At 47.7% G+C, this 13392-nt stretch carries 11 protein-coding genes and 1 riboswitch; of the genes, 9 read left to right on the forward strand and 2 right to left on the reverse strand.

Features of this window, described 5'->3' with window-relative positions:
• Positions 1 to 574: 574 nt before the first annotated feature.
• On the reverse strand, positions 575 to 772 hold the full coding sequence (locus ABDK92_09490) for a helix-turn-helix domain-containing protein (GenBank protein MEN3186839.1): 198 nt from the start codon (positions 770 to 772) through the stop codon (positions 575 to 577).
• Between the two features lie 1177 nt (positions 773 to 1949).
• Here ABDK92_09490 and mgtE point away from each other — a divergent pair.
• From mgtE to ABDK92_09525, 7 genes are all read left to right on the forward strand, one after another.
• Positions 1950 to 3314, forward strand: coding sequence for a magnesium transporter (gene mgtE / locus ABDK92_09495; GenBank protein ID MEN3186840.1), 1365 nt, complete (start codon positions 1950 to 1952; stop codon positions 3312 to 3314).
• A 103-nt stretch (positions 3315 to 3417) separates the two neighbouring features.
• A riboswitch (cobalamin riboswitch) is annotated at positions 3418 to 3598 on the forward strand.
• Between the two features lie 90 nt (positions 3599 to 3688).
• Positions 3689 to 4609, forward strand: a complete 921-nt coding sequence (locus ABDK92_09500) for a cobalamin-binding protein (protein ID MEN3186841.1) — start codon at positions 3689 to 3691, stop codon at positions 4607 to 4609.
• Positions 4590 to 5594: an iron ABC transporter permease gene (locus ABDK92_09505; protein MEN3186842.1), complete on the forward strand. Its 1005-nt coding sequence runs from the start codon at positions 4590 to 4592 to the stop codon at positions 5592 to 5594. Before ABDK92_09500 ends, ABDK92_09505 begins: the two co-directional genes overlap by 20 nt.
• Complete coding sequence (locus ABDK92_09510) at positions 5591 to 6838, forward strand: ABC transporter ATP-binding protein (GenBank protein MEN3186843.1); 1248 nt, start codon at positions 5591 to 5593, stop codon at positions 6836 to 6838. Before ABDK92_09505 ends, ABDK92_09510 begins: the two co-directional genes overlap by 4 nt.
• Before the next feature lie 65 nt (positions 6839 to 6903).
• Positions 6904 to 8436, forward strand: a complete 1533-nt coding sequence (locus tag ABDK92_09515; protein MEN3186844.1) for an Ig-like domain-containing protein — start codon at positions 6904 to 6906, stop codon at positions 8434 to 8436.
• Between the two features lie 8 nt (positions 8437 to 8444).
• Positions 8445 to 9998, forward strand: a complete 1554-nt coding sequence (locus tag ABDK92_09520) for a sensor domain-containing diguanylate cyclase (GenBank protein MEN3186845.1) — start codon at positions 8445 to 8447, stop codon at positions 9996 to 9998.
• A gap of 17 nt (positions 9999 to 10015) precedes the next feature.
• The gene (locus tag ABDK92_09525) at positions 10016 to 11503 is read left to right on the forward strand and encodes a hypothetical protein (GenBank protein ID MEN3186846.1); all 1488 of its coding nucleotides are present in this window, start codon (positions 10016 to 10018) and stop codon (positions 11501 to 11503) included.
• Here the strand turns inward: ABDK92_09525 and nth are convergent.
• On the reverse strand, positions 11445 to 12095 hold the full coding sequence (gene nth / locus ABDK92_09530; GenBank protein MEN3186847.1) for an endonuclease III: 651 nt from the start codon (positions 12093 to 12095) through the stop codon (positions 11445 to 11447). The two genes, ABDK92_09525 and nth, sit on opposite strands and share 59 nt — an antisense overlap.
• A 64-nt stretch (positions 12096 to 12159) precedes the next feature.
• On the opposite strand from nth, the gene ABDK92_09535 reads away from it, so the two are divergent.
• Positions 12160 to 12831, forward strand: a complete 672-nt coding sequence (locus ABDK92_09535) for a hypothetical protein (protein ID MEN3186848.1) — start codon at positions 12160 to 12162, stop codon at positions 12829 to 12831.
• Positions 12832 to 12834: 3 nt separating this feature from the next.
• Entirely contained in the window at positions 12835 to 13389 is a 555-nt protein-coding gene (locus tag ABDK92_09540) for a hypothetical protein (protein ID MEN3186849.1), read from the forward strand.
• Positions 13390 to 13392: the final 3 nt, after the last annotated feature.

Here is a 13392-nt window from a genome sequence, read left to right on the forward strand (position 1 = left end):
TCCTTCAGGTAAACCCAGAGACTTCTATATCTATACACCTCTTCAGGTGGAATCGCATGGTCTTACGATCAACCTCCTCCTCGTAGTATGCCCAGAATTCTTCCCGGAAGGTTCGGTTGAGCCTTTCCACCATTCCGTTGAGTCTGGGAGAGAGGACAAAGACCCCATAGGACGCACTCCCTCACCTTGGATGGCTCTCACTGGGAAGGGACTTTTCTTGAGGAGTTCCTCCAGGAACCTCTGGGCGGCACTGGCCTGGGTGGAGAGGGAGGCAAGGGTAAAACGAAAAACCAGGTCTTGAGCCGTGAATTGTTTATACCCTGTTCCAGGGAGAGGAGGAATATTGAGGGTATCAATGGCCACCAGGTCCCTGGGGAACTTCACCGTGCCGTCTCTGGGTTTTTCGTCCTGCAGGGGGTCTTCTGGAAGTCTTTGGAAGCCCTCTTCCCTGAGGAAGAAGACGAGCTTGGTTTTCCCAAGGTATGGCTCGGGTTCCTGGAGTTTCCGAATGCCTTCCACAAGCTCTGGAGTTGAGATGGGTTTTCTGACCCTCCTGGGCCTTCTCGAGCAGTCCTCAAGGCTTTTCATGTTTTTGGGATTCCTTCTTCTTCCACCGGTAGACGGTGCTCCGGGTGATACCATACCAGTGGCAGGTGACCGAGATGGGATGGCTTTGGATAAAGTCGAGAATCTCCAGACGAATCCTGGCTTTCTTGGAGAGGTCATGGATTTTGGCCAGTTTGGCAATGGCAGCACCTTGAAAGCTTTTCATGGTGCAGGGAGGTCCCAGAGAAGATTGATAGACCTTTCGTTCCCTTTGCGTTACTCTTCATTGAGGTGCAGGACCTCCTTCTTCTGAGTTTTTTACTACTTTTGGAGTGAGGATACCGGTTCCTGCACTTTTTTGTCTACCCACCTGTTGCGGATTTCTATGAACCTACACAGGGTTTTTCCTCAGGCAGGTAGTTACCTTCCAGGACAGACTCATCAGGGAATATGCCCTAAGGGGGTATCAGCTTTGGAGTGAGGAATCGATTCTTTGGGGAGGCATTTCTTCCCTGATACAACCGTCAAAATGCCCCTATGGAGGACAGATTTTGAACCTGTTTTCTCCATCGAACATATACGGAAAGCAAAAAAACCATATCATTAAGTGCTGGAGGATAATCAGGCTGTCCCTCTTTTACCTGTGGATCAAAAGCATGGGTGGCAAAAGGTAAATTTCCAAAAGACTCTGGATGGTAAGGTCTATCTCTTATCCCAGGTAAAGCCTATGGAGCTCTTGAGAAAGAGGGAAAAATATTTTCTCTAACGCCCTCTCGTATCTTCACCTCTCTATGTGTCCTTAAGAAATGTTCCTCATCCTGTAGAAATGCGTCTTGATCATTGGATGTTTCGTATCGAGTTGGAATTTCTAAAAAGGAAGGGACACTTCGTAGCCACAGATTTTGAGTTTTTTCCAAGCTTTTCCCTTTAAGATGGCTTCCATGGTTTTTTCAGAGACGGATGAATTCCCCGCCGTTATCGGAGTTAATCCCTAAAAGTGGGAAAAGGAGCCTTTCTCGCTTTCTGATGCTAGACTCATCTGTGAGGTGAGTTCCAAAATTTGGAGTGGCAACACGTGCACTCTTCTTTTAAAGAGGTAGTTTAAATGAGGTCTACCGATTCACTCAAATTTCAGAACCATTACAAAGTCTTGCTTAGGGCCTACGGTATCTGTATCTGAAAGAAGCAGCGGTCAAATTCTTCCCTAGGACCCGAGAAAGAATTTTGCACCCAACCCTGCTGGAATTTTGGGAACTCTATGCTGATGGTGGAGACCTGCTATGAAAAACCTTAAAGCTGGGTAAAAAATATTTTTGATTTGGGAAACAGAAACAAGGTCTCGTTTCTTGGGTTACAATGAATGGAGTCAATGCGGGTACTCACGGGAAAGCGAGGTGGAGACCGTGGATGGAGAAATGCAAAAAGATATCGATTCCCTGGTGGAGGGTATTTCCGAGCTTCTGGAAACTGGAAAATACAACGATGTCAAAGTTGAAGTCAATTTTCTGCATCCTGCCGATATTGCCGAAATTATGAGCACTCTCGACACCCAGAAGCAGGTGCTTCTTTTTCGCTTGCTTACAAAAGACCAGGCCATTGCCGTTTTTGAACAGCTGGATTTTGAACAACAGGAGAACTTGCTCCACCATTTTACTGACGAAAAAGTGGCGGAAATTCTCAACCAGATGTCTCCAGATGACCGGATGGAACTCTTCGATGAGTTACCAGCCAAAGTGGTGAAAAAATTCCTGAACCTCCTTGAGCCGGACCAGCGCAGTATTGCGGCCAGTATGCTTGGGTATCCGGAAAACAGTGCTGGTCGAATCATGAGTCCTCAGGTTATCGACCTCAAGGAACATTACACCGTGGAGCAGGCTCTCAAGCGTATCCGACGCTTGAGTCCACCCGAGGAGTTGACCTATACCGCCTACGTCATCGATGCGGAACGCCATCTTTTAGGGAGAGTCACGTTACGGGACTTGGTGCTCGCTGCGTCCGAAACTTTGATTCGGGAGATTATGAATCAGGATTTTGTAGCGGTGCTCACCGACGATGACCAGGAAAAGGTGGCACAAATGATTCAGAAGTATGACCTTCTGGCGGTACCGGTGGTGGATAGAGAGGGAAGGTTGGTGGGTGCGGTGACGGTCGATGATGCCATCGACGTCATCGAAGCCGAAGCAACTGAAGATTTGCATCGTCTGGCGGCAATCCGTACTACCGAAGATGAGTACCTCCGTGCTTCTTTGTGGCATAGGATCAAGAATCGGTTTGTATGGCTGGCTGTGCTTCTCATTATGGGGACTCTGACCAGTTTCGTGATTCAAGGTTTTTCCAGCGTCATTGAGGCGGTGGTTGCGCTTTCTTTTTTTATTCCCATGCTCATCGACACTGGCGGTAACGTGGGGAGCCAGTCCACTACGGTGATGGTCCGAGGGTTGGCCATTGGACGATTTGAAAAGCGCTCTCTGTGGAAAGTGATCTGGACGGAAATCATTATTGGAGGCGTTTTAGGGGTTTTGCTTGCTTTGATTGCCATCTTGCGGGTTATTTTTCTCCGGGAAGCATTTATTGTGGGACTTGTGGTGGGACTCTCAGTGTGGACCATTGTTTTTGTTTCGAATCTCATCGGGGTTTTTCTTCCGGTACTTTTTAAGAAAATTAACCTTGATCCAGCAATTGCAGCAACACCGGTGATTACCACTGTGGTGGATATCATTGGAATCATTGTCTATTTCCGTATCGCTCAAGCACTTTTAAAGTTTTAGGAATCGTTACTCTTGGCGGGACGGATTTCAAGCATGCTTTGCGGTGAAAAAGCAGAAATCTGGTAACTCCTTGTGTTTCACAATGAACCGTGATAGGATTGCTCTTGGTGAAAAAGCCCAAGGTGGATTGACCTTAATAGGGAAGTCCGGTGAAAGTCCGGCGTGGTCCCGCCACTGTGACTGGGGAGCGTATTGCGAAAAAACCACTGGCTTTTCGAAGTCGGGAAGGAGCAAGAAGTGATGATCCAGAAGCCAGGAGACCTACCGTGGGCATGACTCACCCTCTTCGAGGAAAGGGGAGGTGGGACATGTTCTGGATGCAAAATCCTTCTCCTTCCTCCTCTCTGGGAATTCAATACAAAGGAGGATCTTCAATGATTCGTCGAGTCTGGATGGTCATTTTGAGTTTGTATCTTTTGGTATTTGTGTGGCCGGTTTTTTCTCAGGAAATAATTTTGCAGGACGATTGGGGTAGAGAATTCCACATTTTAAACCCTGCACAGCGCATTGTTTCTCTTTCTCCAGCTAATACTGAAGTTGTCTTTGCTCTGGGTCTGGGAGACCGGCTGATTGGTGTAACCAACTATTGCAATTATCCCGAGGAAGCACAGGAAAAAGAAAAGGTTGGTAATATAACTGAAGTGGACCTGGAAAAAGTGATCCGTCTGGAACCAGACCTTGTGCTGGCGGGCTCACTAACCCCTCGAGAAATGGTTGATAAGCTCGAAGAATTGGGAGTTAGGGTTTTTGTCCTTGATGCACATACCATTGACGAAGTTTTCGGGGGTCTCAGAAAGGTAGCGATTATCGCCGGGGTAAGGGATAAAGGAGAGCAACTCGTTCAAACCTTAAGGGATGAGCTGGTGCGTATCACGCAGAAAGTGAATACGCTTCCTGTGGAGAAAAAACCGCGTCTTTTGCATGTGATCTGGCATGACCCCATCTGGACCACAGGAAGAAATACCTTTGTCGACGAATTCATTCGACTCGGAGGAGGATTGAACGTGGTTTCTGACCTTGAGGGGTACGTCACGTTGAGCTTAGAAGAATTCCTGCGCAGAAACCCCGATATCATCACTGTGGTGAGTACCCATGGTAGTGAGGCGGTTTCCTACGAGTTTCTCCTTTCGGATGAACGTTTACGAGCAATCAGAGCAATTCAGGAAGGGAAAGTTTTTCTTGTCGATAGCGATCTTGTTTCTCGGCCTGGACCGAGGGTTATCGAAGCAGTATCGGTTTTCGCCCGAGTTTTACATCCTGAGATTTTTGGTATTTATGAATCACCGACAAAGTAAACGGGCGCTTGCCCTTTTTTCCTTGATTCTTGCTGGCATATTCCTCAGCATATGGTTTGCGGCGGGGGTGGGGGAGGGACGTTATCGTCTTTTGGATTCGATGGCTCTTTTTTCTCCTTCTCGCCTTTCTGCCACCGAAAAGACCATTCTGTTAAGGGTGCGCTTACCCCGGGTGGTGCTCTCGTTTATGGTGGGTGGGGGACTTGCTATGTGTGGAGCTGTCTTGCAGGGTATCTTTCAAAATCCTCTGGTGGATCCCTATGTTCTGGGAGTGAGTTCAGGAGCAGCTCTGGGGGCGGTCATCGCCATTCTGAGTCATGTGTACTTTGGACTTTTTACGGTCCCCCTTTTTGCTTTTCTTGTAGCTATGTTGACGGCTTTTCTTGTTTTTCGCCTGAGTCTTTTGGGCAAAAAGATGCCTCTTGAAGTCCTCCTTTTGGCTGGTATCGCCATGGGGTTTCTGCTCTCGGCATTCATTTCCCTGGGGATGTTCATTGCTGGAGAAAATCTCCATCAGGTGGTGTTCTGGACCATGGGAGGACTCTGGGGTCGGGGATGGCTTGAAGTCAAGATGATTTCCCCATTCTTTGTGATAGGAGTTCCCTTTCTTTTCTTCTTTGCTCGGGAACTCAACACCTTTCTTTTGGGAGAGAAGGTTGCTCGGAGTCTCGGAGTCGATGTGGAGGGGGTCAAACGGTGGTTAATTCTGGCGGTTTCGCTGATTGTGGCTGCCTGCGTCTCGGTGAGTGGGGTCATTGGATTTGTGGGGCTCCTTGTTCCCCATATTCTGAGGCTTTTGGGCTATCAGGACCATCGCTTCCTTTTGCCCCTGGCTTTGTTTCTTGGAGGGATGGTGCTTCTTTTTGCCGATACGCTGGCGCGGACCATTTTGTATCCAGTGGAGTTACCAGTAGGAATTATTATGAGTATCCTGGGGGCACCTTTTTTCATTTATCTTCTCCGTCGCAAAAGGAGAGAGATGTGAGTCAATACCTTTCGGTTGAAAACCTTGGTTTCCGGTACGATACGGCAAAGGTGCTTTGTGACGTGAGTTTTGCCTTAGCGAAAGGGGCCTTTATGGGAATCATTGGTCCGAATGGTTCAGGGAAAAGTACCCTCTTACATCTTCTGGCTGGTGTTCTCCCCCTTCAGGAAGGGAAGATTATTCTTGCTGGTCAGGATTCACAGCGATACAGCCGGGTAGAATGGGCCAGAAAAGTGGCCATCGTTTTTCAGGAAATCCCTCCACGGGTTAACCTATCCTGCCTGGAAGTAGTCATGATGGGACGGTTTCCCCGCCTCCAAAAGTGGCGTCGAGAAAGCGAAAATGATGAACGTGCGGTGCAGTGGGCCATGGAGGTGACGCACACCTGGCTTTTTGCTGAGCAGAGCTTTTCAGAGCTCTCCGGTGGCGAAAAACAACGGGTGATGATTGCTCGAGCCTTGGCTCAAGAACCGGAGCTGCTTCTTCTTGATGAACCAACCAGCCATTTGGACGTTTTGCATCAGCTTGAGGTGATGCAAATTCTCTTGCATTTACGGGAACAGGGAATTACCATTCTGGGAGTTTTTCACGATGTGAACCTGGTGGCACAGTTCTGTCACGAAGTGCTTCTCCTCAAAAAGGGTTCTGTTTTAGAATTTGGACTTGTAGAACGGGTTATGACTCGGGAAAAAATGACTGAACTTCTGGGGGTCGAATTTCTGGATAGCATGCATCCAGTTTCATTGCGTCCTTTCTTTATGCCGCTTGAGATTCGGAGAAAAAAATCGAAGGGAATTCAAGTACACCTTATCTGTGGTGGGGGCCAGGGTGTACCCTTCATGAAAAGACTCCTGGAGGAAGGTTTTGCTCTGAGCGTGGGCATCGTCAACCGGCTGGACTCCGATGAAGAATTCGCCACCCAATGTCAAATACCGGTGGTTCAGGAAGCACCTTTTTCTCCTTTTACCCGGGAGACGCTGCAAAGAGCAGAAAAGCTGGCAAGTAATGCCCATTTCGTCTTGGTGGTGCCAACCTACTGGGGACAAGGAAACCTGCTCAATCTGGAACTGGCACACACTCTTTTACGGGAAGGCAAAAGCGTATTGCTCTTTAAAGCTGGTTTTGACTCAAAATTTGACTATACTGGGGGGGAGGCCATTAGCAAACTAACGGTACTGCAAAAGCAGGGTGCCCGGGTTATCAACGATGTGGATGAATTTCTCGTGATGGTTCAGGATGGGTAAAAGAGGATCCGTTCATGTTCGAAGGGAGGTGTATGGTATAATTGAAGAAAGCGAGGTGAAAAAGGATGAAGTCCGTCTTTGGGAAAACGCTGGTGGCGTTGTTTCTGGTGGTGCTTTTGGGAATGAGTTCTTTTGGTTTCACGCAACCTCGAGTCTTCCTGCGTTTTAACTTGAGCCCCCAGATTTATATTTCTATTCCCCGCTCCCCTCAGGTGACCCTTTCTGTGGATAGGGGAGAAGGAGCAAATTACTTTGTGGGTGACCGAATCCTTGTGACTTATCGAACCACACGGGAAGGGTACGTCAATCTAATCGATTACCTCCCCAATGGAGATGTACGGGTGCTTTTGCGGAACGTCCAGGTTCGGGGTGGAGTTACCGGTGAGTACTCGGGGATCGTTTCCGGTCCAGGTGGTACCGACAGACTCGTTATTCTCTTTACTCCCAACCCGGTGGATGGGATTAAGCTTGAAGATTTTGTTCAGGCACCACATCAAGGGGATCGGATTTTTGGTGGACGGTACGCCACCGATAGGGTTTCGTTTAACGTTGTGGCGAGGCTGGAGAGCACAGTCATTACCATTGAACCGGAGGTGGTGACTGTGGGAGCTTCCCGATCCCTGATTTTTACCGCCACGTTGCGTACTGCAAGTGGAAGGGTCCTTGAAGGGAGGGAGTTGTTCTGGTCAGTGAGTGATGGACGAGTCAGCTCCACACGGACCGTGACGGATTTGCAAGGTCAATCACGAAACACGTTTTATGCTCCTTCGTTTACGGGAACTGTAACTTTGCAGGTGGACTTTGCTGGTGATGTTCGTCTGGCGCCCGCGCAGACTGTGGCAACCATTGAAGTTGGTTTGAGACCTTCTCCGGTTAACCTTACTGTGACCCCTTCCTCTTTTACGGTAGATTCAGGTGGGTCGCTTAAGTTTACGGCTACCCTCCGGGACCAGGATGGAAGGCCAATTTCCTCTCAGGTTCTTCGGTGGACAGCAAATACCGGGAGTTTTAATACCCGCTCCACCACCACCGATTCTTCGGGAAAAGCCTCGGTGACCTACTATGCCCCGACGGTGGGAGAAGTCACACCGGTAGAAATCACCGTCGATTTTCCGGGGACAAAACAATTTGACGCTGCTTCCTTTGTGGTCTCGGGAGAGGTCGTTCCGATAGTGTCATACGCGCTCTCTTCCACCCTTTTCTATGTTGATTTCGGGGGCGATAAGGTTCGTCACAACGGAGATAATCTGCGCTACAAGGGAAACCTTGTTTCTGGCTTTGGGGTGAATGAAGCATCGTTCTTGGAGATGCGCACAAGGAGTGACACGGTCGATTTCACGTTCTCTCCAGGTGGTTTTCCAGTGAAGGGTTGTCTCCTCCTCTGGATTCAGGGAGACCCCGGGGCACGGGTGAGAGTGCTCTTAAATGGAAAGAACCTGGGGGCTTTCCCGGTGGAAGAGGAGACATTGAGTCCTGATGGAGAACAAAGGATTATCGTTATGCAGAAAGATTTTGTTGAGGGTCAGAATCGCTTGCGAATTGAAATTGATGTACCCAACCGAAGTATTCGGTTGCAAAAAATGGCCATCGTATTATAACGTGAGTCATGGATTGGAATTTGAAAAGTATTTTTGACTGCATCGATGGCTATGTGTATCTCGTTGATACCGCAACGTATGAAGTGCTGTATGTCAACGAAACGCTGAAAAAGGCGCTTGGAGAAAATGTGTTGGGGTGTTCCTGCTTCGAGGTTCTGCACGGGCGGGATGCCCCCTGTGAATTTTGTCCAAATCGGAGCATTTCTTCCGAGATGGCAACTTCGTTTGAACTTTACAATTCTACACTGAAGCGTCATTTTTACTACACGAATCTGAGGGTAAACCTCCAGGGCGGCTCACCCAAGGAGTTCACAATTGCCATCGATATAACCAAAGTAAAGGTTATGCATTGGGCTCTGGAAAGTTTAGTTCGCCTTTTTCTTTCTTTGATTCATGATTATTTTACCAATGTGGAGCAAATTTTACATTTTATTCTGGCACAGTGGAAAGGAATTGAAGTTGCGTATCGGGGAAGAGAAGGACATCTTTTTGTGATTCAGGGAAATGGTGGAAGTGGGTTGACAAAAGAAGCATGGACCAATATTTTTGATGCTTCACTTCAAAAAAAACGCTGGAGATTAAAGAGAGGGGCATACCGCATTATGGTATTGCAGGTTGACCGGAATGCTTTCCTGGGAATCGTCAGAAGGGCTGGTGAAAAATCTCTTTTACCTAAGGGCACGTATTTCGTGGTTTCACGGCTTCTGTGTCTGGAGGAAGAAAGACGACGCGAGGAATTGCGCTGGTTTCGTCTTTTTGATCGCAGTCCGGATCTTTTGTTTTTGGTCAATCGAGATGGAAAAATTGTCGATAGCAATGCCCGAGTCAGCGAAGTCCTGGGATGGAGCAAAAAAACGCTGCAAGGTGAAAATGTAGAATTAATTTTTGGGAAAGACGTCTGGCCGAGGCTTTTAGAGAGAGTGGATCGAACCACTCTTTTTGCCATGGAACTCGAAGTGCAGAATGTTCATGGTAAACCCTTCAATTTCGAGGCTCGGATTTCGCATTTTGGAGAGAACAACGAGGAATTTTACCTCTTATCGCTCCGTGACATTGGAGAGCGCAAACGATATGAATCGGTCCTCTTACGATTTGCTCTCTATGATCAGTTGACTGGACTATACAATCGCCGGTTTTTAGAAGAGTATCTTTCCAAAGAACTTGAACGGTGTAGACGAGAGCGGTACGCCCTGTCGGTGGCTTTTGTGGACGTCAATGCCTTTAAAAAAATTAACGACGTTTACGGTCATGTTTTTGGTGATGAAGTCCTGAAGGTGGTAGCTGAAAACATGCAGAGCATGGTTCGGGCAAGTGATATTGTTGCTCGTTACGGAGGCGATGAATTTGTCCTGGTTTTACCCAAGGCAGAAGAACAGGATGCGCTGAAGGTGATGGAAAGGATTGCCAGGAGTCTTCGGGCGACCCAAGTACAGGGAGAACCATTCCCGATTCGAATTTCTTATGGTGTTTATACTTGGGACCAGAAGAAAAATATCATGGAACTCTTTCAGGAGATTGATCGCCGAATGTATCAAATGAAGAAGGAGGGCGAACGACTCTGACTTTTATTCGGGGGAACGTGCTTTTACCTCGGGGGACTCCTTTTCGCGAAAAGAATCCCTGGGATTATGTTCCCCATCTTCGGAAAAATTTACCAAAAGAAACCTTGGTGCCACTTCCAGAAGCTTTGGTGCGGGTGACGCTCCCTGAAAGTAGAACATTGGTTACCCAGGGGCTCACCAATGACGAAGGGGAGTTTTTTTTAAGAGTTCCTAAGCGAGAGCGGTACTTTGTGGAAGTTTTTTTTGAAGGGAAACTCGTCGCCCTTTCTTTTCTGGAAGTCAAAGAGGAAAAAGAGCTCGATATCGGAACCGTGGATAGTGTTTCCACTGCCTATGCATTATGGAGGAAGAAGGAAATTCAAGCGGGGGGGGAGCTCTCCCCCCCATTCCTGAATCGGTTACAGCGGGAAATCGAAAGACGCTGGAAAAGGGGTCAGGGTCTTGATGCCCTTCGTATCTGGAAAGACCTGGTCAATAAGTCTTCGAGTCCTCTCGATCCCTTTGGGCTGATTGCAGGTCTCCGTTTTGACTTTGATTCTGCGCGCGATGCACTCTTTGTAGACTGGAAGGCCAAAGAAGAGGTGGAAGCCTTCCTTTTTTATCGTTCCTTTCGTGCGGGCCATTATAGTCGAGAGGAAGCTCCATTTCAAAAAGAAGGTCGGTTTGTCCTTGAAGTACGTGAGTTTGAGGGATATCTGTTTTATTTGGAGGTACGGAATCGAAACCATATTTTGGGTCGAACTCCCTTATACTCGGTTCGGGCCCCGATTTTACCGGTTCGTCGAGAGATGAACCTGGTGGGAAGACAGGAGGGACCCTTGACGGTGGCCCGGAGGGAGGTTTCCGGAAATCGGAAGTTGGTGCTTCTCGACCAAGAAGGAAAGAAAGAAATGAATCTTTTGCTTCGGGGTGTTTCGGAACGAAATTTTGAGGCCGAGCTCACCTTTTCATTTCTGCGTCGAGGAGATATTCCTCGTTATTTTGTCCGTGAAGGATTTGATGAACTCGAATTTACCATCTATTTTCCTGAAGACCATTCTGTGCTCTGGGGTGCAGTGGGGTCATCGCAGGGGGTCAGAATTGTTCGAGAAGATTGGGAATATTTGTTGCACCGCTTCCGAAAAATCACTCCCCAGGTCTCTTTCAGGGATTTCATCGAGGTTGGTTACAGCCTCCCCTTTGCTGAAGTGGTTGCGTATCGTGGTGGAGAGTATTTTCGGCTTTTTTCCAATGTGGACCTTGAGAGTCCTGTACTTTTGATTGCTTCCCGGAAGCTCGACTCTCTGGATTTTGAAACCGTGCTTTACTATCGTGGCACCCTCAATCTCTTTGGCGAAGGTCTCTTTGAGGGCTACGTCATTGAACTTGATTTTGAGGGGAAATTCGAAGAGGAGGTGGATGAAGAGAACCGCTTTGGTCGGCAGTGGGGTGAATGTGTTGGGAAAGTCAGTTTCTGGGTCGATTTTGAGATGAGGTTTCGGGGTAAGGACAGAAAGTCTGGATAGGGCAAGTATGACAGAGTGGTTTTTTTGCCTGGCAAATGAACCTTCCCAGGAATCCAAGGAGGTGAGTGGCCCGTACCCATTTCTCTTTGGGGATGCGTTTTTTGAGGTCTTCTTCGATTTTATCTGGGGAAAAGGAAGAAGAAAATTGCAACCGCTTTGCCACTCTTCCTACGTGAGTATCGACTGGTAGGGCCGGGATACCAAAAGCGTTACCGAGAACGATGTTGGCTGTTTTTCTTCCCACTCCGGGGAGCTGAACTAACGCTTCTAAAGAAGGAGGAACCTCTCCCTGGAATTTCTCCACAATCTCGCGGGCGGTTTCTTTGATAAATCGAGCTTTTTGGCGGTAATAATTGAGGGGGTGTATGATTTGTTCGATCTCTTCAAGGGGAGCCTGGGAAAGGGAAAACGCGTCTTTAAATTTTCTAAAGAGGATGCTCGTTACCTGATTGACTCGCTCATCTTGGGCTTGGGCAGCAAGGATGGTGGCAATGAGAAGCTCAAAAGGAGTACGGAATTCAAGGAGTAACCGTGCGTCTGGGAATCGTTCTTCTAAGGCGGACAAAATCCGGACTACCCTTTCTTCTTCCATTTTTCATCCCCCTTGTAATGATATAATAAACAAAAATTATTGACCATGGTGGGGGAATGAAAAATTGAAAAAAATCTGGTTTATTTTGGTGATTTTGGGGCTTACTGTTTTTAGTATGCCGTTGTTAGCACAGGAAGCCACGCCCGGGACAAAAGAAGTACTTCTTCAGAGTGCTGATCGCATCAAGTACGATTCTAAAGGGGAAACATTTTTAGCTTCAGGAAAGGTGGTGGCGATTCAGGGAGAGAATCGCATCCAGTGTGAGGAACTCTTCTTTAATCTGAGGGAGAATCAAGGAGATTTTAAGGGGCAGGTAGTGGTCACTCGGGGAAAAACCGAAATCCGGGCTCAGCATATGAATGGTGATTTTGACACCGAAATCTACCAATTTAAAGATCAGGTGGAGCTAAAAAAAGAGCGAGAAGAAGAGGGAGGAACATCGCTCATTTTCTGGAAAGCGACCGCGCTCTTTTATAATGGGAAAAATGAAGAAGCTTGGAGTGAAGGAGGGGTGGAGATTGCCTGGAAAGAGATTACCATCAAGGCTGATAAAGTCCACTATTTTCCCAAATCTGAGGGCCAGGAAGAGCGAATGACTCTGGAGGGGAAAGTGGTGATTACCGAAAAAAACCGGGAGCTTGAAGTGGCCAGGGCTATTTACTATCTTGATTCGGAAACGCTCGATGCCGAAGGGATTACCCGGGGGAAGTTCCTGATCGAGGAAAAGGAGTCGTAGTCGGTGCACATAAAGGCCGTTTGGTATATTCTGGTGGTTTTTTTTCTCCTTATCCCTTGTAGCTTTGGTTGGGCACAGAATGCTCTGGAACTTGCTGGTGAACGCCTGTTGTATCAAATGGAAAAAAATGAGGTCCTGGTTTACCGAGGGAAGGTAATATATAAGGATGTGGTTCTGGAAGCCGAGAAAATTCACCTTTTGCTCGATAAACAGGAACTGGAGGCCGAAGGGCATGTTACGGTCACCCGGAGGGACGAGGGCCTTGTGGCTGAAAGGCTTTTCTATAACTGGGAAAAGGATTGGTGGAAATTTCAGAACGTTCGTTCCGACATTACGGGTGCTTCAATTGCCGGTAAACTTTACTTCAAAGGGGAAATCATCAGAGAGGAAGAAAACACTACCGAAATCGAAGGAGCACGTTTTACCGGATGTGACCTTGAAGAACCCCACTATTATATCGAAGCAAAGAAGATCGTGATCTTTCCCAATCGCAGAGTGGTGATTCATGGGCTTTCCTACTTTGACTTTGGTCGGCGTCTTTTTTCGTTATCGTACTAGTCT

The sequence above is a fragment of the Atribacterota bacterium genome (assembly GCA_039638595.1).
GTDB classification, from domain to species: domain Bacteria; phylum Atribacterota; class Atribacteria; order Atribacterales; family Caldatribacteriaceae; genus Profundicultor; species Profundicultor thermophilus.

What these genes read in the sequence shown, in the direction of transcription:
- ABDK92_09490 (MEN3186839.1), bottom strand. Translation starts at nt 772, where the DNA reads ATGAAAAGCTTTCAAGGTGCTGCCATTGCCAAACTGGCCAAAATCCAT.
- ABDK92_09500 (MEN3186841.1), top strand. Translation starts at nt 3,689, where the DNA reads ATGATTCGTCGAGTCTGGATGGTCATTTTGAGTTTGTATCTTTTGGTA.
- ABDK92_09505 (MEN3186842.1), top strand. Translation starts at nt 4,590, where the DNA reads ATGAATCACCGACAAAGTAAACGGGCGCTTGCCCTTTTTTCCTTGATT.
- ABDK92_09515 (MEN3186844.1), top strand. Translation starts at nt 6,904, where the DNA reads ATGAAGTCCGTCTTTGGGAAAACGCTGGTGGCGTTGTTTCTGGTGGTG.
- ABDK92_09520 (MEN3186845.1), top strand. Translation starts at nt 8,445, where the DNA reads ATGGATTGGAATTTGAAAAGTATTTTTGACTGCATCGATGGCTATGTG.
- nth (MEN3186847.1), bottom strand. Translation starts at nt 12,095, where the DNA reads ATGGAAGAAGAAAGGGTAGTCCGGATTTTGTCCGCCTTAGAAGAACGA.